Below are 18,893 nucleotides of genomic sequence, written 5' to 3'. Positions count from 1 at the left end.
AGCATGACGGCCCCGTCGGCGACACAGTTCGAGCTGAGCCCCCCGCCGCGCACCGTCACCCGGGCTCCCGCCTCCGTGGCGACCCTCATGACGGTCGCCACCTCCTCGGCCGTGCGGGGCGCCACGACGCACGCGGGCCGTCGACGGGCGGCCTCGGGAAAGAAGACGCGGGCCAGGGCGTCCTGGTACCCCGCGGTTCCGGGTGCGCGCACGGCCGCCCCCAGCGCGGACCGCAACGGCCCGACGATGCCGTCCGATGGACGGGCCGGCGCGCTCACCGCTGCCGCCAGGGTCGGAGATCACCCGGTAAACGGGCCGAGAGTACGGGCATGTCACAACTGGTCACGAGGGCTCCGATTCCCGATGAGCGGGTTTCGGGCGCGGGGCCTTCGGTTGTCCCGGATGGACGAGCAACAACCCCAGGAGGCTAGGACGTCCGGACACTCCGCACAAGGCCGGCGACCGGGCGCAGACCCTGGTGCCGTGGCCGCAGTGCGGCGAGGAGCCTGGTCAGCAGGAGCTGCACGGCCGGGGAGTGCCGGCCTCGGCGGGTGATGAGGCCGAGCCGGGCGTGCGTGGGGGCGTCGGTGAGCGGGACGGTCCGCAGGTCCGTGCCCTGCGCGGAGGACGCGCTGAGGACGGCGGCGCCGGCACCGCGCTCGGCGAGGCGCAGGAGGGCGGCCGGGGAGCTGGCGTCGATGTCCACGCGTGGGTCGAGGCCGATCCTGCGGCAGGAGTCCTCGTAGGCCGCGCGGATGCCGGTGCCCGGGGAGAGGCAGAGGACCTTCTCAACCTGGAGGTCGGCGAGGCGCAGGTCCGTCCGGTCGAGGGGGTGCCCGGCCGGGACGACGGCGGTGATCGGTTCGTCGATGACGACGCTCACGTCCAGGCCCGGGCCGACCTCGCCGGCGTAGCCGATCAGGGCCAGGTCGAGAGAGCCGGAGAGGACCTGGGCCTGGAGGTCGTCGGAGTGGCCCTCGTGAAGGCTGAGCTCGATGCCGGGGTGCGTGCGGCCGAGGTCGGCGACGGTGTCGAGGAAGGCCGGGATCGAGCAGCCCATGATCATGCCGAGACGGGCCCGTCCGCGGACGGCATCGGCGAATTCGGCGGCGGTGTGCTGGATGGCCTCCAGGATGGCGAGGGCGTTCCTCGCGAGGGGGAGGACGGCCTCACCGGCCGGGGTGAGGCGGATCCGGCGGCCGGAGCGGTCGAGCAGCTGCTGGCCCAGCTCCGACTCCAGTTTGGCGACCTGGGTGCTGATGCCGGACTGGCTGACGTGCAGACGATGGGCGGCGGCGGTGAACGTGCCCTCGTCCATGACCGCGGCGAAGTAGCGCAGCTGGTGGAGTTCCATATGCAGTGATGATAGATGCCATCGGATCCATCTGTTGGACGGATGGAAGAGGCGGCTGGAGGATGGAGGCATGACGACGACGAAGACTGCGCGAGAGCTTGCCGAGACCTACTTCACCGCCTGGGAGGCGGGCGACTTCGAGGCATTGCGGGGGTTGCTGGCCGAAGACGTCGACTTCGTCGGAGCCCTGGGAACGGCGTCGGGGGTGGAGGAGGCGCTCGCCGGGCTGAAGGGGCTCGGCCAGGTGCTGGAGAAGATCGACGTGAAGACGCGGGTCGCGGAAGGCGATGAAGCGATCACCTGGTTCGACCTGCACACCAGCGTCGCGCCGCCCACACCGACGGCGAACTGGATGCACGTCGAGGACGGGAAGATCACCCGGATCCGCGTGACCTTCGACCCCCGCGCACTGCTGGCGGGGTTCGAGAGGCGGAAGTGAACGGGGAGGACCCTGGTGCCACATGGGCGTGCGGCTACCCCGATTCCTCCCCACTGTGGACGGCGTCCGTGGCCATCGTGTGGGGGACGGTGGCGGCCGCGTCGCCGCGTACGGCGTCGACCACCTCTTGGTGCAGATGGCGGCTGGCCTCCTCGGACGAGCAGTGCACCGGACTGCCGGTGACCGTGAACCAGTCCGAACCGCCGCTGTACTGCACCGCCACGTTGGCCTCCCGGCCCGACCAGGTGGTGTGCACGGTCAGGTCCCCACTGAGAACCCCCGCCTCCTCCGTGAGCACACCGCCCCGTCCGGCGAAGACCCCTGTCGTCGTCCACGAAGCCCAGGTCATTGCGCATCGCCCCTCACCGCGGAGTGTCCTTTGCCTCTTCCACGCTACGGCCGGCCCGGCGTTCTCGCGTTGTCTCCTCTCCCGCGCCCGGCATCGGGACTCGGGCGGAGGCCACGGTGCCGAGTCGGCAGCGCACGTCGACGACGCCTTCGACGGCCTGGGCGAGCCGTGCCGCGACGGGGATCAACTGCCCGTCCCGCACCTGCCCGGTCAGGGTCACGACACCCTGCGTGACCGCGACCTCGACGCGGGTGTGGGAGACCGGGAACAGGAGGCGCACCACGTCGCGCCGGACGTCCTCGGCGAGTTCCTCGTCGGGGCGCAGGAAGACCTTGAGGAGGTCGGCGCGGCTGACGATGCCCTTCAGGGTGCCGTCGGCGTCGACCACCGGAAGCCGTTTGACGTGGCGCTCGGCCATGAGGCGAGCCGCCTGCCGAAGGGTGGCGTCCGGGCGGATGGTGACCGCCGGGGTCGTCATCAGTTCACCGGCCCGAACGGACCCGGCCTTCGCGGTGTCGCCCAGGCGGCGCATCTGCTCGATCATGCCGGGACGGCGGTCGCGGAACTCCTCCTTCGGGAGCAGGTCGGCCTCCGAAACCACGCCGACGACACGGCCTTCGCCTTCGATCACGGGGGCGGCACTCACCTTCCACCGTTCCATCGAGGCGGCGATCTCCTTGAACCCGGCGTCGGGAGTGAAGGCGATGACCTGCCTGGTCATGACGTCGCTGACGGTGTACGGGGTGGCGGTCATGGTGGGATCCTCACCGGGCGTGGGCAAGCGGCCGGCCGCTGCCGCAGGTGGCGAACGTGTCGGGCGCAGGAGCGCGAGTCCGCACGGTGGCCGGGGTGTGCCTCGGCCCCTCACTCCTCAGGCTGACTCCGTGGCCGGGAGCCGGGGAGGGCCGCGAGGGCCATGACGCCGGGCCCGACCGGCCCCGCCGTGGGGCCGTCCGGCCCATGCGGGACGGCCCTCACGGGGTCAGGCTGGCGGTGACCGACACCTGACGAGAGAGGAAAGCGAGGGCGACCCCATGAAGGCACTCGTCTTCCACGGTCCGGGGCAGACCTCCTGGCAGGACGCTGCGGACCCGAGCATCAAGGACGCCGCCGACGCGGTCGTCCGCGTCGACGCGGTCACCATCTGCGGCACCGACCTGCACATCATCAAGGGCGATGTGCCCGAGGTGACGCCGGGCCGCATCCTGGGCCACGAAGCGGTCGGCACCGTCGTCGAGACCGGCGGCGACGTCCGCAGTGTCCGGCCGGGCGATCGGGTGCTGATCTCCTGCATCTCCTCGTGCGGCCGCTGCCGGTTCTGCCGCGAAGGCCGTTACGGCCAGTGCAGCGGAGGCGGCGGCTGGGTCCTGGGCCACACCATCGACGGCACCCAGGCCGAATACGTCCGCGTGCCCTTCGCGGACCTGTCCGCGCACCCGCTGCCCAGCGCCGTCGACAGCTACGACGCCGTACTGCTCGCCGACATCTTCCCCACCGCCTACGAGGTGGGTGTCCTCAACGGCAGGGTCCGGCCCGGCGACACGGTCGTCGTGGTCGGCGCCGGCCCCATCGGCCTGGCGGCCGTCACCACCGCGCGCCTCTACAGCCCCGGCCGGATCATCGCCGTCGACCTCGCCGAACCCCGGCTGGCCGCAGCCCGCTCCCTCGGTGCGGACGCGACGGCGCGCGCGGACGAGGAGCCCGAGCGGCTGGTCGAAGACCTGACCGACGGGCTCGGCGCCGACGTCGTCATGGAGGCGGTCGGCGTCCCGGAAGCCTTCGAGATGTGCACGCGGATGGTCCGGCCCGGCGGCCACGTCGCCAACATCGGCGTCCACGGCAAACCGGCCACCCTCCACCTCGAAGACCTGTGGATCAAGGACGTCACCCTCACCACCGGGCTCGTCGACACCTACTCGACACCGATGCTGCTGAAGATGATGGCCGCCGGACGGCTCCCCGCAGCCTCCCTGATCACCCACCGCTTCGAGCTCGGGCAGATGGAAGAGGCGTACGACGTCTTCTCGCGCGCGGCCGGGACGGGCGCCCTCAAGGTGGCGCTGGGCGGCCCGCAGCACGACACCCTCACCGCGCAGACCCCGGGGAAGTGACCATCATGCCCAGCACCGCACCCGAGCCCACTCGGGACGTCGGCCACACGGACCTGGGCCGACGCATCGCCGCCCGCCGCACGGAACTCGGTCTCACCCGCGAGGAGGTGGGCGACCGATGCGGTACGGACGCCTCGTACATCGCCTACCTGGAAGAACGGGCCGCCAACCCCAGCGCCGGATCGCTCGTACGTCTCGCCGACGGCCTGGAGACCACCGTCGCCGAACTGACCGGAGCCACCACCGACCAACCGCCCGGCCGGGGAACCGCCTGGCTGGACTCCGACCTCGTGACGCTCGGCGAGACGGAATGCCGCCGGCTGCTGTCGACGCACGGCATAGGCCGCGTCGCGATCTTCACCACGGAAGGCCCCGCGATCTTCCCGGTCAACTACGTCGTCGCCGGGCCCGACATAGCCTTCCGGACCTCGGACGAAGCGCTGCTCGCCCGTGCCACCGGCACCGAGGTGGCCTTCGAGGTCGACCACATCGACGACGCGATGAAGCAGGGCTGGAGCGTCATGGCCGTCGGCGACGTCGTCGGCGTCACCGACGGAGAAGCCCTTCGGCGCCTCGACGCCCTCGCGCGCTCCCTGCCGTGGGCGGGGGGCCACCGCACCCACTGGATGTCGGTCACCCCCGTCCGGATCACCGGCCGTCGCGTGGCCCGTCGATGAAGCCGGTCCGGGCCGCCGCCCTCGACACCGACGGGTCCTCGGTTCCGTGTGCCTTCGAGCCGACCCCCGCCGGCCCTGCCCGATACCGGGCACCTGGACGGAGCGGAGGCGGGGCACCTTCCATGCGGAGCACACTGAGAGCAAGGAGGAGAAGCACCATCGGGAGCCCCGGCGGCCGGAGCCGGGCCCATCGCTCCGGCGCCGGACTCGGCGCCGCGCACTGAGCGGATCGGCACCGTCGCAGCGAGGAGGTGCGGCATGTTCCACCGAAGCTCGTCCGGACCAGGACGCGGAGGTTCGCGGGACGGCCCCCCCGGTCGACAGCACTGGCATCATGCGCAGACCAACCCGCTCCGGCGGGCGACGGACCGTACCCGCGGCCGCTGGCTCCTCGTCTTCGCCCTGTCGTGCCTTCTCGCCGTGGCCTGTGGCGTCCAAGTGGGACTCACATCCATGGAGAACGGGCTCCGCGCGGCCGCGGAGCAGGCGCGGCAGCGTCACCAGGTGAAGGCGACCACCGTCGGCGAAGTGACGCGGCACCTCCCGACCGGGGTCAACGACGCCACCACGGTGGCCCGGGTGCAGTGGTGGTATCCCCCCGCCTCCCCGCACACGGCCACTCTGCCCGTCCCCGCGGGAACACCCGTGGGGCACACCGTCCCGCTGTGGGTCGACGACACCGGCGCGATGGCCTCCGTTCCCCGAGGCGAGACCGAACTGCTGTCGGACGCCGTCGCGGCCGGAGCGGGCAGCGCGGGCCTGATCACGCTCGCGGCCGCAGGAGTCGTCTCCCTGCGCCTGCGCAGCGTGGAAGCGCGCAACCTCACCGAGTGGGAGCGGGACTGGGAACGCGTCGAACCGGGCTGGTCCGGCCGACTCCGCCCGGGCCGGGAGGCAGGTGACGACTGAGGCCCCGCCGTATCGGCACACCACCGGACCGGGCCCACCGCTGACCCGGAGGCGGGCCACCCGGCTCAGTCGTGGGCGATGACGGCCACCGGCGGGACGGCGTGGTGGATCACGGCGTGTGTGGTCGAGCCGATGCGGGCGCCGAACGACGAGCGGCGGATGCGGCGGCCGACGACGATCAGGCCGGCCCCGGCACCGCAATCGACGAGCTTCTGCGCGGCGTGTCCCATGGGGGTCAGGGCGGTCGTGTCCACGGCGGGGAACCGGTCCTGCCAGGGTCCGAGGACTTCGGCCAGGTCGGCCGTCATGTTCTCGTTGATCTGCGCATGGACGCGGGGATCGTAGGCCGCTCCGTACCCGACCATCACCGGGGGCGGCCAGGCGTGCAGGACGTGCAGGCGGCAGGACCGGCGTGCGGCTTCCTCGAAGGCGAAGGCGAGCACGGCGTCGCACGGCCGGCCGATGTCGACGCCGACGACCACGTCGCGGCGGGTGTGCTCGCCGGCCGGGTGAGGGAGTCCGTCCTCCCCGCCGCGTACGAGCACGACGGGCCGCTCGGTGGAGTGCAGAACGGCCATGGCGACGGAGCCGAGGACGAAGCCGGACAGGGTGCCGAGCCCGCGGGATCCCAGAACCAGCAGGTCGGCGGTGGCCGCGGCGGTGGCCAGCGAGGCCGCGGGCGGGCCCTCGTGCGACTGCGTCGTGATGCGCAGCTCCGGATGGACGTGGTGCAGGGCCTCGGCCGCGTCCTCAAGGAGGGCCTCGGCCCATCCGCGCCGTACCTCGGAAGCCGCCGCGGGAGCACCTACCGGCACCGACGACTCCTCGGCGTGGAAGAGGCGCAGCTCCGCGCCGCGCAGCACGGCCTCGCGCGCCGCCCAACGGGCGGCGGCCCCGCCTTCGGGAGACCCGTCGAGGCCGACGGTGATGCGGTGATCCATGGCGTCCTCATGGGTGTGGCCGGAAGGCGGGCCGTGCTCGGCGGCGGGGGAGCCGTGCTTCAGTGGGCGGGCGCGCCGTCGTCGACCGCGTACGCGAGGTGCTGTGTCACCCCGACGACTCCGTCGACGGTGCGGCAGAGCCTTTCGATCACCGGGATCAGGCTCTTGAACTGCACCGATCCGTGCAGTTCGACCCGGCCGTCGGTCACCTCGACGGTGACGGTGCCGGGGTCCTGGCGCAGGGTGCGGTCCAGGACGTCGCCGGTGATCTCGTGGCGGATGCTGTCGTCGTCGCGCAGGAACACCTTCAGCAGATCACGTCGGCTGACGATGCCCACCAGCTTGTCCGCCGCGTCGACGACCAGCAGCCGCTTGACGCCCTGTGCCTCCATGAGGCGGGCCGCTTCGGCGACGGTCCAGGCCGGCCCGGCACACACGGCGGGAGCCGACATGAGCTCCTCGGCCCGTGTGGCCTCCGCCTTCTCGCGCTCCAAGGCCTCGGGCGCGGGCAGGGAGCGCAGGAAGTCCCCCTGGTCGGCCGACTTCGGCAGGAGGTCTCCCTCCGACACCACTCCGAGGGGACGTCCCGCGCTGTCGACGACGGCGACGGCCGACACCCGGTGCTCGGTGAGGGTGCGGACGATGTCCTTGAACCGCGCGTCACCCGGTACCGTCACGACCTCGCGGGTCATCAGCTCGCCTACTTCTCGGTGTCTCACGGTCTACTCCTACCGTCCCGTGGTGTCGCGCACGTCGACCGACATGTCGTCCCGTTCGAACGTGAGCCGATTGACCACGTCCACCACTCCGTCGACGCTCTGGCACAGCCGCAGGACGATCGGGACGAGGCTCGACCGGGCCACGGTGCCGCTCAGGGTCACGACGCCGTCGGCGACATCGACGGTCAGAGCGGACGGGCGCAGCCGCAGGGTCCGGGTGAGGACGTCCTCCAGGATCTCCTCCTGAATGGCGCGGTCGCGGCGGAGGAAGAGCTGGAGCAGGTCGCTCCGGCTGAGTACGCCTACGACCCGGCCCTCGCCGTCCACGACGGGAAGACGCTTGATCCGGCGCTCGCGCATCAGCCGGGCCGCCCGGACCACGCTCCACTCCGGCCGGGCGGTGACGGCCGGGCTGCTCATCAGGTCGGCTGCCGTATCCGCACCGTTGCCGGCGCCGAGGCCCCCGAGCAGGTCGGCTTCGGAGACGACCCCCACGGCACGCCCGGCGTCATCCACGACGGGCACGGCCGTGATACCGAATTCGTACAGCAGACGAGCCACTTCCTTGAACGCCGTACCACGCTGCACGGTGACGGCGGTGGGCGTCATCATGTCCGCGACGCTGCGGTGCCCCATGGTGCCCTCCTCATGCCGGCACAGTCAGTCTCGCGGCACCCCCAGTGGCCCGCTCCCCGAGGATCCGTGGTCAATGTTCCACTACGTCCGCCGGCGGCGACGAGGGCCGAACGGTCCTTCGCGGGGGACCGTTCGGGTCACCTCCGGCCGACGGACGCGGGCGGGAGGAGCACGACGGGGACCTTTGGCCCCGAACGTGGACCTGAGCGGCCCTTCGGGCCAGGGAAGCCCGGTTCCGGCGTGGTGGCTGCGCTCACCGGCTCGGCGAGGAGGAACGATGGAAGGGACCGTCCGAGATCCGGACATCAGCTCGGTCATCGTGGGTGTCGACGGGTCCGACCCCGCGCGCGCGGCGGTGCGGTGGGCCGCCGCTGAGGCCGCACGCCGCGACCGCCCGCTGCACATCGTCCACGGGACCGACACCGACGGAAAGGCCCTGCACCTGTCGGCCTACGCGATCGAACGGGTCCATGAGGCCGGTGGCGGCCTCCTCCGGGAAACCGCCGAGGCGGTCGCGGCCGAACGCCCGGGCCTGCGCGTCACCACGGAACTCAGCCGAAGCGATCCGGTGACGAGCCTCCACAGGGCCGCCGGGCTGCACGGCACCATCGTGGTGGGCGACCGGGGCCGGGGCGGCTTCGGCCCCCTCACGCTCGGCTCGGTGGCCCTCAAGACCGCGGCGGGTGCCAAGACCCCGCTGGTCGTGGTCAGGGGAGCCGACAGCGGAACCGAGGGCGGAGTCGTCGTCGTGGCCGTCCGGGACGAGCACGACCTCCCGTGCGCCCGGTACGCCGCACGTGAGGCGGAGCTGCGCAGGGCGGAGCTGCGGCTGCTCCACGTATGGAACATGCTGCAGTCCGTCGGGAACGTCCTGACCATGGTCGACAACCTGGAGGACCTCGCGGGCGAGCACGTCGAGAAGCTGAAGGCCGTCACGGAGCAGATCCGGGACGAATACCCCGACCTCACCGTCGAAGCGGACGCGGACAAGACCATGTCGGTGGCCGGGGTCCTGGTCGAGGCGTCGCATCACGCGGACCTGCTGGTCATGGGAGGCCGTCGCGCGCCCGGATCCATGGGTCCGAGCCTCGGACGGGTCACCCACACTCTGGTGCACCATGCCCACTGCCCCGTCCTCCTGCTTCCCCGGCACGGTCGAGAGATGTGGAGCGACTCATGAGCGGCAGCACGGCCGAAGGCCGCGAACTCGTCGTCGGCATCGACCCGGCCGGGGACTGGCGTCTTGCCCTGGCGTGGGCGGCCGACGAGGCCCACCGGCGCGGGCTCGGCCTGCACCTGGTCGTTGCCGTGCCGGCCCGGCACGGCACCCGTCACGTCGATGACACACCCCACCGGACGGCCCTGCGCCAGGCCGGAGCCCGAGCACTGCACGAGGCCCTGGACTGGGGGCGGGGCCGCCGTCCGGAAATCGAGGTGGCCGGCGACGTCCTGGAAGGTCCTCCGGCGGCCGTCATCGGCGGGCTGTCGCGGGGAGCGCGCATGGTCGTGCTCGGTTCACGTCACCTGGGCCGGGCGGCCGAGGTCTTCAGCGCCGGATCCCTCGTCGTACCCGTGGTGGCGCAGGCCGGCTGCCCGGTGGCGGTGGTCGGTGATGCCGAGCACGTCAGCCAACAGCCCCCCTACGTGGTCGTGGGGATCGACGGGAGCGAATCCTCCGAGGCCGCCCTCGCCTTCGCATACGAGGAGGCCGACCTCCGAGGCGCGCGGCTGCGGGCCCTCTCGGTGTTCCAGCCCCCGGTCTTCACGGAGCTGGACGAGGAGGTGGCGCGACGGGCCCAGCGACGGCTGCTGGCCGAGACGACCGCCGGCTGGTCGGCGAGGTACCCGGACGTCACCGTCCGGCACGAGATTCCCGTCGGGCACCCCGTGGAGGAACTGGCGAAGGCCGCCGAGCACGCCTTGGCCGTGGTCGTGGGCCGCCGGGGTCGTGGTGGGTACAGCGGCATGCACCTCGGTTCCGTCGTCCACGGCCTCCTGCACCGGGCACGCTGCCCGGTCGTCACCGTTCCCACCGCGTGACAGGTGCTTCCGACCGGCCTCAGACGGTGCTTCCGCTGCCGTGGGGGGCGTACAGGTCGAGCAGGCGTATCCGTGCGGCCTGCAGTCGATGGGCCAGGACCTGGGTCACCCAGGCGCCGACGGCGGAGCCCAGGGCGGGGTCGGCGTCCATCAGCGTGCGCACTTCGGCCGCGTCGAACTGGTAGGCGCGTACGGGCGTCATGGCCTCGGCGCCCAGATGCCACTGGTGCGGCCTGACCATCCACGACCAGCCGACCAGCTCGCCGGAGCCGAGGCTCTCCACGACCGCGGCCTGCCGACCGGGGACGTGCAGATCCAGCGTGACCACACCGGACTTCATGATCCAGAACCGGTCGGCCACGCCACCCTCGTTGAACAGACGGGTGCCCTCGGCGAAGCCGACCTCCTGGGCGTGCTCCATGAGGCGGGCACGGAATTCCGGGGGCAGGGCGGTGACCTGGGTAGGGGGACGTGTGCGCATGGTGGCCTCCCTTCGTGTCCTTTCCCAGTCTGTCGGGCGGCCCGCGGAACCGCGAGGGCCGACCGGTCCGGAGCCCCGCCCCGTCCGGCTCATGCCCGGAGGCACCATGGGGAAGGAGGCTGGTCCCAGCGGGATCCCACCGCCGGACTTCGGCGATGGGTGCCCGCACCGGAAGCGGGTGAACCCATGTACTGGAACGGTCACGGCATGAGTGGGTGGGGCTGGTTCGCCATGTCCCTCAGCTCGGTCTTCCTGATACTGCTGATCGTCGCGGTCGTGCTTCTCGTCGTGCACACGGCCGGGCGCGGTTCCGTGGGCCGCCAGGATGACCCGGCGGCACCCTCCGCAGAGCAGCTCCTCGCCGAACGATTCGCTCTCGGCGAGGTCGACGACGAGGAGTACGAACGACGGCTGGCGACGCTGCGCAGGCACCGCCCCGGCCGGACCGGCCGATAGGGGCCGGCCCCGGACGTTCGCGCGCGGGGCCGTCGTCAGTACGGCCAGGACCAGTCCACGACCTCCGGGAGGTCACTTCCGTGGGCGCGGATCCAGTCGTGGTGGCGGATCCGCTGGTCGGCCATGGTCTGGCGCAGGGCCGCGGCGCGTTCCGCCAGGCCGGGAACGCGGTCGATGACGTCCATGACGAGCCGGTACCGGTCGAGGTCGTTGCGCACCACCATGTCGAAGGGCGTGGTGGTGGTGCCCGACTCCTTGTAGCCGCGAACGTGCAGGTGGGGGTGGCCGGCCCGGCGGTAGGCGAGCCGGTGGATCAGCCACGGATAGCCGTGGTAGGCGAAGATCACCGGTGTGTCCGCGGTGAACAGGGAGTCGTACTCGACGTCCGTCATCCCGTGCGGGTGTTCCTCCCGGGGCATCAGGCGCGTGATGTCGACGACGTTCACGACCCGGACGGCCAGCGACGGCAGGTGCTCGCGGAGCAGCGCCGCCGCGGCGAGCACTTCCTGCGTCGGGACGTCTCCCGCGCAGGCCAGCACCACGTCGGGCTCGCGCGTGCCGTCGTCCGTCCCCGCCCAGTCCCAGATGCCGGCGCCACGGGCGCAATGGGTACGGGCCTGGTCCATCGGCAGCCAGTCGAAGGAGGGCTGCTTGCCCGCGACGATCACGTTGACCTGGTCCCGGCTGCGCAGGACGTGGTCGGCGACCGCGAGGAGGGTGTTCGCGTCGGGCGGGAAGTAGGCGCGCACGACCTCCGGACTCTTGTTGAGGACGTGGTCGACGAAGCCCGGGTCCTGGTGGGAGAAACCGTTGTGGTCCTGGCGCCAGACGTGCGAGGTCAGCAGGTAGTTGAGGGACGCGATCGGTGCCCGCCACGGAAGCTCGCGCGCCGTCCGCAGCCACTTCACGTGCTGGGCGACCATCGAGTCGACGATGTGTGCGAAGGCCTCGTAGGTGGAGAAGAGCCCGTGCCGGCCGGTCAGCAGGTACCCCTCCAGCCAGCCCTGGCAGGTGTGCTCGGAGAGGATCTCCATCACCCGCCCGCCGCGTGCCAGGTGCGCGTCGGTGGGCTCGGTCGCCTCCTGCCAGGCCTTGCCCGTGATGCCGAAGAGGTCGTCGAGCCGGTTGGAAGCGGTCTCGTCCGGGCCGACGACGCGGAAGTCACGCCTGTCCTCGGTCTCCCTCATCACCTCGGCCAGCAGGGAACCCAGTACCCGGGTCGGCTCGTGGACCGAGCGGCCGGGCTTGTCCACCGCGACCGCGTGGGCATCGGGCTCCGGCAGCGGCAGCGGACGCAGCAGCCGCCCGCCGTTGGCGTGCGCCGTCGCGCCGAGCCGCAGGTCACCGGGCGGCACACAGGACAGGACCGGCTCCGTGGGACGGCCCTCGGAGTCGAAGAGTTCCCGGGGGCGGTACGAGCGCAGCCACTCTTCCAGCATCCGCAGGTGCTCGGGGTTCTCCCGTACCGAGGCCAGCGGGACCTGGTGGGCCCGCCACGTTCCCTCGACGGGGTCGCCGTCCACCGCGGCCGGGCCGGTCCAGCCCTTGGGGGTCCGCAGGACGATCACGGGCCACGGGCGGCGGCTGAAGTCGCGTCCGCCGGTCCGGGCCTCGCTGCGGATCTCGGAGATGAGGTCCACGGCCCGGTCCATCGCCCTGGCCATGGTCCGGTGCACGCTGTGGGGATCGCTGCCCGTGACGTAGAGCGGCTCGTGGCCGTAGCCCCTCAGCAGCCCGTCCAGTTCGCCCTCGGGGATGCGGGACAGGACGGTGGGGTTGGCGATCTTGTAGCCGTTGAGGTGGAGGATCGGCAGGACCGAGCCGTCGCGCACCGGGTCGAGGAACTTGTTCGAGTGCCAGGAGGCCGCGAGCGGCCCCGTCTCGGCCTCGCCGTCACCGATGACGCACGCGACGAGCAGGCCGGGGTTGTCGAAGGCCGCCCCGTAGGCGTGCGCGAGCGAGTAGCCGAGCTCGCCGCCCTCGTGGATCGAGCCCGGGGTCTCGGGTGCCACATGGCTGGGGACCCCGCCGGGGAAGGAGAACTGCCGGAACAGCTTCCGCATCCCCTCGCCGTCCCGGCCGATGTCCGGGTACGTCTCCGAGTACGTGCCCTCCAGCCAGGAGTTCGCCAGGACGGCGGGTCCGCCGTGCCCCGGGCCCCAGACGCACAGGGCCTCCTGGCCGCGGTCCTTGATCACCCGGTTGAGGTGGGTGTACACGAGGTTGAGGCCGGGGGAGGTACCCCAGTGGCCGAGCAGCCGTGGCTTGATGTGTTCGGGCCTCAGCGGTTCGGTCAGCAGCGGGTTGTCCATCAGGTAGATCTGCCCGGCGGCCAGGTAGTTGGCGGCGCGCCAGTGGGCGTCGAGCTCGGTGATCGGGTACTGCGTCATCTCCGCTCCTTCGTACGGCGGACCGAGAAGTTCGTCGACTGGGCCGACCCCCTCACGGTGCTCCCGACGGCAGTCGGCCGACAGGGGAGAGTGGGCCTTCGCGAGGGACCATCGGACCTTTCCGGCAGCGCCGCGACGAGGACGGCGCCGAAGGCCGACGGCGCCAGTGTCCCGTCCCGCCGCCGCATCCCCGCCCGAACCACGCCGCATCCCCGCGCAACCGACCGCGAGTTCCCGGGCGGGGGCGGGCTGAGGGGTGCCAGGCCCCGGAAGGTCTACTTCGTCGGGGTCCGGGTGCCGTCCTGGTCGCGGCCGCTGCCCGAATCCAGGGCCGCGACCGTGAAGCAGACGGCAGCTCCGAGGCCGAGGAAGAAGAAGACGGGGTTGACGTAGCCGGGGACGGAGACGGCCTGGTCGCCGAGGTCGTCGCTCTCGCACACGAAGCGCAGGGGCACGTACTCCACCCGGTAGCCGGTGATCGCTTCCGCCCGCTGCTCCCAGCCCGCGGTACGGCAGGGCGGAAGGGGGACCGAGTTCGTTCCGCCGTCCTCCGCCGACATGACCGCGCCGGTGACGTGCAGCAGGCCCCAGGCGTACACGCCCGACGCGATCGCCGCCTGGGCGAAGCCGGCGGTGCGCAGCCAGGCGTGGCCGCCGGCCCGCTGCGGCCCGCCGGCCCGGGACAGAACTCCGACGGCCCGGCCCGCGAAGACGAACGGAAGGACGAGACCGGCCGGGACGAGGAGCAGGAGGAAGAGGGCCACCTCCCGACTCCAGCAGGGCCGTGGGAGCGAACGCTGTGGCGGAGCCCACAGCTCCGGCAACAGGTTCGTAACTGCCCGGCGGTGCCGCCGGGGTGCCGCGTCCGAGGTGGCGGGCATCGAGGACATCCGCACCGCCACCGGCTGTACCCGTGGAGCCTTCTCCTCGGATCGAGACGGCCGACGGTGGCGAGCGCCGGTGATCCGTCTCCGGTCCGGGACCGGGCTCCGGAGGCGGCCGGAGCCCGGTTCCCGGTCACCGGCCGCCGTTGCCCTCCCGCTGCCGCAGGACGGCCAGGTCCACCGCCCGGTCGACGGCGGGCAGGCAGGTGGCGATGTCCGTGTGGACCACGTACTCCACCGCCGCGACCGTGTGCAGGCCCTGGACCAGGAAGGTGTACTCCCTGTCGCGTTCCAGCAGCAGCACGATCGGCTTGTCGAAGGCGCTGGCCCAGCCGATCTCGATGTGGGTGCCCGGGGAGGCGGGGTGGCCCGGCAGGGCCACGAAGACGTCGGCCTTGCGGATCTCGTCCTGGTCGAGCTTGGTGCACTGCTCCGGACGCATCAGTTCCGCCCCCCACGCCTCACGCCGGTGGGCGTTGTGCACGGCGAGCCCCTGCGCTTCGAAGTGCTTGATCAGGACGTCGAACGGGGCTCGGGCGTCAGCCGGCATCTCGCCGGTCCCGGGATCCAGGAGCTGGATGAACGGGCCGGCGAGGAAGACCGAGCGGATGCCCAGGTCGGGGCGGGAGCCAGGGGACCCGGCGGAGTCAGGGGAGCCAAGGGGCAGTGTGATGGCCATGGGGTACCTCCGGAGTGGCGCGGGTGCGTGGTGTCGGGTGCGGGCCTGCCGACGCGCGCCCGAGGGCGGGGACGGGTCGGGTCAGTCCTTGAGGAAGCACTGGATGAAGGCGTCGCCGGTGGTGCCGCCGTGTGTGTACTCGGTGGTGTCGTACGCGACGAAGGGGTGCCGCTCGACCCGGATCCGGCGGAAGTGCGGGAGGTACTGCCAGCGCAGTTCCGGCCTGGTGCTGAAGAAGGGGATGAAGACGCCGCCAGGGCGCAGCACCCGGACGACCTCCGGCATGGTCCTGGCCCACAGCCCGGTGTCCGTCCAGACCTCCATGTCGAGGGCCGGGTCGAAGAACATTCCGTCGACGCTCTCCGACGGCAGCTCGAAGATCCGCTCGAAGAAATCGCCCCGCTCGACCGTGAGGTTGTCGGGTACGTGGGGGTGCCGGGCCCTGAACAGGTCCTCGACCTCGTCGAAGAGTTCCAGCACCGTGTGGCTGCGGGTCGCCGCGTTCCCGGCGATGCGCAGCGCGGACAGGCCGAGGCCCAGCCCGACCTCGTAGAAGTCCTTGCCGTACTCGCACAGCATGTCGGCACTGGCCCACATCAGGTCCCGCTCCCAGGCCTGCATGGCCTGCTCGCCGCCGATGCTGAGGGTCACTTCGCCGTTCTGCTCGATCAGTTCGATCGCCGGCGCGTCCTGGGGCGCGGTGCCCCGCTCGGCGACGTCCTGGTTCTTCATGCTCTTCTCCCTGTGGGGGTACGAGGGTTCGGGGGGTCGGTCAGGTGGTCCGGGGAACGACGCCGAAGTGGCGCCGGGCCGTGGAGACGGCGAGGTCCTGCACGGCGAACACCGTGAAGTAGTAGGCCTGCGGGGCGGTGCCGGGGGCGAAGCGCACGCGGAAGGCGACGTCCTCGGCGCGCCCGCCGGTGAGCCGGAGCCTGGTGGTGGCCGGCTCCAGGGTGGTGTCCTCGCGCAGGTAGCCCGGGACGAAGAGGCCCAGCCGGACCGGCCCGGTCCGGGCCGCGGTGACCGTGGCCCGAACCTCCAGCACCCCGCCCTGCCCGACTTCGTCCGCGGCGTGGGCCAGCAGCGTGGGCGCGTCCGGGATCCGGAAGGTGACGTCGCCGCACCGCATGCAGACGGCGCAGGTGGTGTCCAGGACGTACGGGAGCAGGCCCCTGCGGGTGAACTCCTGCGCGGGGCGGCCGCAGTGGCAGGTGACCTCCCGGACCTCGGGGTCCAGGCTGCTGCGGTCTCCGAAGTGCGCCGGGTAGTTCATGAGCTCGGTCTCGGGGTCGGCCGCGACCTGCTCGGTGATCGCATGGTCGAGCGACTGGAGGTCGGCGGTGAGCGAGGCGTCGATCTGCTCGGGCGACTGGTCGGCGAGATGGGTGGGCCGCGCCACCCACAGGTCGACCTTGCGGGCCAGCTTGGTCAGCCGGGGCCGCAGCGGGTGGTTGTGCGGCAGCAGGTCCGAGGCGAGGTAGGCGGTGAGCCTGCTGCCCACGGTGAGCAGGAGCGGGTCGGGGCGGTGGTCCGCCGGAGCGGGGGGCGCCGGTGTGTCCTCCGGTGCCCCGGGCAGTCCGAAGCGCATGAACGCCGGGTAGGGGTGCGAGCCCGCCAGGCTGGCGTTGAGGGTGTCGACCGAGTCCGCGCCGATCAGGGCTCCGTGCATCCAGGCGACGTTCTCCGGCCGGTCGGAGTCGTGTACCGAAACGGCCGAGACCACGGTACGGGCCGGGCCGTCGAGCGCGTTCAGCAGCAGCTGGTACTTCGGGTCGTACAGCGCGAGGTCCGCGAGCGGGCCGCTGTTGCAGGCGCTGAGCACCAGCTCCACGGCCTCCACCCGGTTGAGGGGGACCAGCTTGTCCTCCGGCTTGTAGCAGGGCAGACCGTAGGCGCAGCGCGGGCCGAGCAGCCCGGGCACGGCCGGTGCCGGGTCGCTCCGGCCGCAGATGGTGAACTCCCCGAGGTTGACGCTGTCGTCCTTGCCGTGTCCCTGGAAGGCCACTCGCCTCCACCGGGTGCCCAGGATCTGCGCCTGGATGTCCGAACGCTCGAAGTCGCGGTCGTCGAAGACCTGGACGCCGGGCAGCCGGGGAGGCCGGTCGGTGTCCGTGAAGAGGCCGAGCGCGTCGACGTCGAGGGCCGGCTCCGCGTACTGCTTGGCCACGTTCCAGACGACCGAGGCGTCGTCCCGGCCGCTGAGCAGCGTCAGTCCGTGCCGCGGGCCGCGGTACGTCGCCATCAGCAGGGCCCGGACGGGGGTGAGGGTGAGCCGGTCGTACCGGCCGACGACCAGCAACGAGCCACCGTGCCGGGCCCGGAACGCCGCGACGTCGGCCAGCTCCTCCTCGGCCACCCACGTCCGGGCGAGCGGGCGGGTCAGCTCCGCGAACCCCTCGGGCAGTCGCGCTTCGCCGAGCAGGATCCCGACGTCCAGCGGGTCCGGCTGCCGCAGGCCGCCGTACAGCCGGCGGGCCAGTTCGACGCTCTCCGCCAGATCCGGGCGGTCCTCGGTGGGGACCGGCACCGGCAGGAGCCGGGGGGAGTCCAGGAACTCCCGCACGGCCCCGGGAAACTCCTGCCGGGTGACAGGACGGAACAGGGGGGCCGGGCCGGACGGCCGGTCGGTCCGCTGCTCGGTGATGGCGGCGTTCATGGTGGACCACCTCGTGTTGTCCGCACCGGGGGAGCGGAGGGGAAGGGGGAAGGACAGTGATCAGGGAAGGGCTGCGATCAGGGAGGGGCTGCGATCAGGGATCGGATGCCATCGGCGATCGGCCGCGATCGGCCGCGATCGGTAAGGGGCGCACGACGAGCCGACGGGGCCCCGCCTGCCGGGCCGGGCCGGGCCGTCACGCCGCGCACTCCGCCTCCGGCGCCGCCTGTCGTGTCAGCAACCCCCGGCAGGCGAGGGCCAGTGCGGCCGCGGCCAGGGCGGTCCCGGTCGCCGCCGCGAACACCACCCGCGGCCCGAAGGGGTCCATCAGCAGCCCGCCGGCCTGCTGGCCCAGGGCGTCACCGAGGACGGTGGCCAGCGACGCCCAGGTGAACGCCTCCGCCATGGACCGTTCGTCGGCGATGCCGCTCACCAAGGTCATCTCGGTGGCGGAGACCAGCGCGATCGGTACGCTGCCCACCGCCAGCGCCAGCGCCAGGCCCGGCTGGGACCCGGCGAGCAGCGTCAGCCCCGTCCCGAGGGCGTAGGCCAGCAGCAGGCGGGGCAGACGCACCCCGGGGGCCACCCGGGACGGGGACCGGCCGAGCCAGAGGGCACCCAGCGCGCTGCCGACACCCCAGCAGGCGTACACCAGCCCCGCGCCGCCCGGAGCACCGTGCCGGTCGACGAACGCCGGGATGGCCAGGGTCAGCAGACCGATGGGCACCGCGGAGACGGCCATGACGCCGGCCAGTGCCAGCAGGGCCGGCTCCCGCAGCGGACCCAGCGGGTGGCCGGCCCCTCCGGGACCGGCCGCCGGGGCGCCTTCCGTACCGTCCGGCAGACGCGTGTACGCGAGCCCGAGCGTGCCCAGGCCTCCCACCACCGCGACCGCCGTCAGCGCCAGGCCCGCCGAGCCGACCAGCATCAGCGCCGCCAGCATCAGCGGCGCGCCGATCACCAGGACCTCGGTGAGCAGCGCCTCCCAGAGGTAGGCCGTCTCGCGTTCCTCCTTCCGCAGCGGCAGCCGCGCCCAGAGCGAGCGCATGCAGGCGTTCGCGGGCGGCAGCACCACCCCCGCGACCAGCGCCGCCACGGGCTGCCCCCAGCCGCCCGGGCGCGTCGCCCACACCAGGACGGCCAGCGCCGCCGGGTAGGCGACGGCGGTCGCG

General features: G+C 72.5%; 21 protein-coding genes. 7 read left to right on the top strand and 14 right to left on the bottom strand.

Going from position 1 to position 18,893, the window contains the following annotated elements; all coding sequences use genetic code 11:
* Both ABZW32_RS35400 and ABZW32_RS35395 read right to left on the bottom strand, forming a co-directional pair.
* The coding region (locus tag ABZW32_RS35400) for an FAD-binding protein (protein ID WP_356224340.1) at positions 1-212 on the bottom strand (212 nt) is incomplete at its 3' end.
* 215 nt (positions 213-427) lie between these two features.
* Positions 428-1,354 (bottom strand): LysR substrate-binding domain-containing protein, encoded by a 927-nt coding sequence (locus tag ABZW32_RS35395; protein WP_356224338.1) that lies wholly within the window; start codon positions 1,352-1,354, stop codon positions 428-430.
* Positions 1,355-1,424: 70 nt separating this feature from the next.
* Between ABZW32_RS35395 and ABZW32_RS35390 the strand changes: the two genes are divergently transcribed.
* Positions 1,425-1,793 carry a nuclear transport factor 2 family protein gene (locus tag ABZW32_RS35390; RefSeq protein WP_356224336.1) on the top strand — a complete coding sequence of 123 codons (369 nt, stop codon included), beginning with the start codon at positions 1,425-1,427 and terminating at the stop codon, positions 1,791-1,793.
* A gap of 34 nt (positions 1,794-1,827) precedes the next feature.
* Here the strand turns inward: ABZW32_RS35390 and ABZW32_RS35385 are convergent, their stop codons facing one another.
* Both ABZW32_RS35385 and ABZW32_RS35380 read right to left on the bottom strand, forming a co-directional pair.
* Positions 1,828-2,142: a hypothetical protein gene (locus ABZW32_RS35385; protein WP_356224334.1), complete on the bottom strand. Its 315-nt coding sequence runs from the start codon at positions 2,140-2,142 to the stop codon at positions 1,828-1,830.
* A 13-nt stretch (positions 2,143-2,155) separates the two neighbouring features.
* The gene (locus tag ABZW32_RS35380) at positions 2,156-2,896 is read right to left on the bottom strand and encodes a CBS domain-containing protein (protein WP_356224332.1); all 741 of its coding nucleotides are present in this window, start codon (positions 2,894-2,896) and stop codon (positions 2,156-2,158) included.
* A 280-nt stretch (positions 2,897-3,176) separates the two neighbouring features.
* Here ABZW32_RS35380 and ABZW32_RS35375 point away from each other — a divergent pair, with 280 nt between their 5' ends.
* The 3 genes from ABZW32_RS35375 (at position 3,177) to ABZW32_RS35365 (ending at position 5,839) form a co-directional block, all read left to right on the top strand.
* Entirely contained in the window at positions 3,177-4,253 is a 1,077-nt protein-coding gene (locus ABZW32_RS35375; RefSeq protein ID WP_356224330.1) for a zinc-dependent alcohol dehydrogenase family protein, read from the top strand.
* A 5-nt stretch (positions 4,254-4,258) separates the two neighbouring features.
* A complete protein-coding gene (locus ABZW32_RS35370; protein WP_356224328.1) occupies positions 4,259-4,930 on the top strand; it encodes a pyridoxamine 5'-phosphate oxidase family protein in 672 nt (223 codons plus the stop codon).
* A gap of 453 nt (positions 4,931-5,383) precedes the next feature.
* Positions 5,384-5,839 carry a hypothetical protein gene (locus ABZW32_RS35365; RefSeq protein ID WP_356224326.1) on the top strand — a complete coding sequence of 152 codons (456 nt, stop codon included), beginning with the start codon at positions 5,384-5,386 and terminating at the stop codon, positions 5,837-5,839.
* A gap of 65 nt (positions 5,840-5,904) precedes the next feature.
* On the opposite strand, the gene ABZW32_RS35360 is transcribed toward ABZW32_RS35365, so the two are convergent.
* Genes ABZW32_RS35360 through ABZW32_RS35350 form a run of 3 tightly spaced genes read right to left on the bottom strand, consistent with a single transcriptional unit; the run spans position 5,905 to position 8,135 of the window.
* Positions 5,905-6,780 carry a universal stress protein gene (locus ABZW32_RS35360; protein WP_356224324.1) on the bottom strand — a complete coding sequence of 292 codons (876 nt, stop codon included), beginning with the start codon at positions 6,778-6,780 and terminating at the stop codon, positions 5,905-5,907.
* Positions 6,781-6,839: 59 nt separating this feature from the next.
* A complete protein-coding gene (locus tag ABZW32_RS35355) occupies positions 6,840-7,499 on the bottom strand; it encodes a CBS domain-containing protein (RefSeq protein WP_356224322.1) in 660 nt (219 codons plus the stop codon).
* Between the two features lie 9 nt (positions 7,500-7,508).
* A complete protein-coding gene (locus tag ABZW32_RS35350) occupies positions 7,509-8,135 on the bottom strand; it encodes a CBS domain-containing protein (protein WP_356224320.1) in 627 nt (208 codons plus the stop codon).
* 277 nt (positions 8,136-8,412) lie between these two features.
* Between ABZW32_RS35350 and ABZW32_RS35345 the strand changes: the two genes are divergently transcribed.
* Both ABZW32_RS35345 and ABZW32_RS35340 read left to right on the top strand, forming a co-directional pair.
* Positions 8,413-9,315, top strand: a complete 903-nt coding sequence (locus tag ABZW32_RS35345) for a universal stress protein (protein WP_356224318.1) — start codon at positions 8,413-8,415, stop codon at positions 9,313-9,315.
* The gene (locus tag ABZW32_RS35340) at positions 9,312-10,175 is read left to right on the top strand and encodes a universal stress protein (protein ID WP_356224316.1); all 864 of its coding nucleotides are present in this window, start codon (positions 9,312-9,314) and stop codon (positions 10,173-10,175) included. The genes ABZW32_RS35345 and ABZW32_RS35340 overlap by 4 nt, the downstream gene beginning before the upstream one ends.
* A gap of 19 nt (positions 10,176-10,194) precedes the next feature.
* Here the strand turns inward: ABZW32_RS35340 and ABZW32_RS35335 are convergent, their stop codons facing one another.
* Positions 10,195-10,656 carry a cyclic nucleotide-binding domain-containing protein gene (locus ABZW32_RS35335; RefSeq protein WP_356224314.1) on the bottom strand — a complete coding sequence of 154 codons (462 nt, stop codon included), beginning with the start codon at positions 10,654-10,656 and terminating at the stop codon, positions 10,195-10,197.
* Between the two features lie 186 nt (positions 10,657-10,842).
* Between ABZW32_RS35335 and ABZW32_RS35330 the strand changes: the two genes are divergently transcribed.
* Complete coding sequence (locus ABZW32_RS35330) at positions 10,843-11,112, top strand: SHOCT domain-containing protein (RefSeq protein WP_356224312.1); 270 nt, start codon at positions 10,843-10,845, stop codon at positions 11,110-11,112.
* Between the two features lie 35 nt (positions 11,113-11,147).
* Here ABZW32_RS35330 and ABZW32_RS35325 read toward each other — a convergent pair whose 3' ends face one another.
* The 6 genes from ABZW32_RS35325 to ABZW32_RS35300 form a co-directional block, all read right to left on the bottom strand.
* Positions 11,148-13,502, bottom strand: a complete 2,355-nt coding sequence (locus tag ABZW32_RS35325; protein WP_356224311.1) for a phosphoketolase family protein — start codon at positions 13,500-13,502, stop codon at positions 11,148-11,150.
* Positions 13,503-13,777: 275 nt separating this feature from the next.
* A complete protein-coding gene (locus ABZW32_RS35320) occupies positions 13,778-14,266 on the bottom strand; it encodes a hypothetical protein (RefSeq protein WP_356224309.1) in 489 nt (162 codons plus the stop codon).
* Positions 14,267-14,519: 253 nt separating this feature from the next.
* The gene (locus ABZW32_RS35315) at positions 14,520-15,065 is read right to left on the bottom strand and encodes a nucleoside 2-deoxyribosyltransferase (RefSeq protein ID WP_356224307.1); all 546 of its coding nucleotides are present in this window, start codon (positions 15,063-15,065) and stop codon (positions 14,520-14,522) included.
* 81 nt (positions 15,066-15,146) lie between these two features.
* Positions 15,147-15,797: a class I SAM-dependent methyltransferase gene (locus tag ABZW32_RS35310; RefSeq protein ID WP_356224305.1), complete on the bottom strand. Its 651-nt coding sequence runs from the start codon at positions 15,795-15,797 to the stop codon at positions 15,147-15,149.
* A gap of 40 nt (positions 15,798-15,837) precedes the next feature.
* A complete protein-coding gene (locus ABZW32_RS35305; protein ID WP_356224303.1) occupies positions 15,838-17,721 on the bottom strand; it encodes a hypothetical protein in 1,884 nt (627 codons plus the stop codon).
* A gap of 196 nt (positions 17,722-17,917) precedes the next feature.
* Positions 17,918-18,893: MFS transporter (locus ABZW32_RS35300; protein ID WP_356224301.1), on the bottom strand; the 976-nt coding region annotated here is incomplete at its 5' end.

The sequence above is a fragment of the Streptomyces sp. NPDC004667 genome (assembly GCF_040609475.1).
Taxonomy (GTDB): domain Bacteria; phylum Actinomycetota; class Actinomycetes; order Streptomycetales; family Streptomycetaceae; genus Streptomyces.
The sequence above is the reverse complement of the archived record's forward strand: the minus strand, read 5'-3'. Positions and strand labels throughout refer to the sequence as shown.

Coding starts and splice junctions, on each gene's coding strand:
- ABZW32_RS35335 (WP_356224314.1), bottom strand. CDS start 10,656: ATGCGCACACGTCCCCCTACCCAGGTCACCGCCCTGCCCCCGGAATTC.
- ABZW32_RS35385 (WP_356224334.1), bottom strand. CDS start 2,142: ATGACCTGGGCTTCGTGGACGACGACAGGGGTCTTCGCCGGACGGGGC.
- ABZW32_RS35390 (WP_356224336.1), top strand. CDS start 1,425: ATGACGACGACGAAGACTGCGCGAGAGCTTGCCGAGACCTACTTCACC.
- ABZW32_RS35370 (WP_356224328.1), top strand. CDS start 4,259: ATGCCCAGCACCGCACCCGAGCCCACTCGGGACGTCGGCCACACGGAC.
- ABZW32_RS35330 (WP_356224312.1), top strand. CDS start 10,843: ATGTACTGGAACGGTCACGGCATGAGTGGGTGGGGCTGGTTCGCCATG.
- ABZW32_RS35360 (WP_356224324.1), bottom strand. CDS start 6,780: ATGGATCACCGCATCACCGTCGGCCTCGACGGGTCTCCCGAAGGCGGG.
- ABZW32_RS35395 (WP_356224338.1), bottom strand. CDS start 1,354: ATGGAACTCCACCAGCTGCGCTACTTCGCCGCGGTCATGGACGAGGGC.
- ABZW32_RS35325 (WP_356224311.1), bottom strand. CDS start 13,502: ATGACGCAGTACCCGATCACCGAGCTCGACGCCCACTGGCGCGCCGCC.
- ABZW32_RS35310 (WP_356224305.1), bottom strand. CDS start 15,797: ATGAAGAACCAGGACGTCGCCGAGCGGGGCACCGCGCCCCAGGACGCG.
- ABZW32_RS35305 (WP_356224303.1), bottom strand. CDS start 17,721: ATGAACGCCGCCATCACCGAGCAGCGGACCGACCGGCCGTCCGGCCCG.
- ABZW32_RS35315 (WP_356224307.1), bottom strand. CDS start 15,065: ATGGCCATCACACTGCCCCTTGGCTCCCCTGACTCCGCCGGGTCCCCT.
- ABZW32_RS35380 (WP_356224332.1), bottom strand. CDS start 2,896: ATGACCGCCACCCCGTACACCGTCAGCGACGTCATGACCAGGCAGGTC.
- ABZW32_RS35365 (WP_356224326.1), top strand. CDS start 5,384: ATGGAGAACGGGCTCCGCGCGGCCGCGGAGCAGGCGCGGCAGCGTCAC.
- ABZW32_RS35345 (WP_356224318.1), top strand. CDS start 8,413: ATGGAAGGGACCGTCCGAGATCCGGACATCAGCTCGGTCATCGTGGGT.
- ABZW32_RS35340 (WP_356224316.1), top strand. CDS start 9,312: ATGAGCGGCAGCACGGCCGAAGGCCGCGAACTCGTCGTCGGCATCGAC.
- ABZW32_RS35350 (WP_356224320.1), bottom strand. CDS start 8,135: ATGGGGCACCGCAGCGTCGCGGACATGATGACGCCCACCGCCGTCACC.
- ABZW32_RS35375 (WP_356224330.1), top strand. CDS start 3,177: ATGAAGGCACTCGTCTTCCACGGTCCGGGGCAGACCTCCTGGCAGGAC.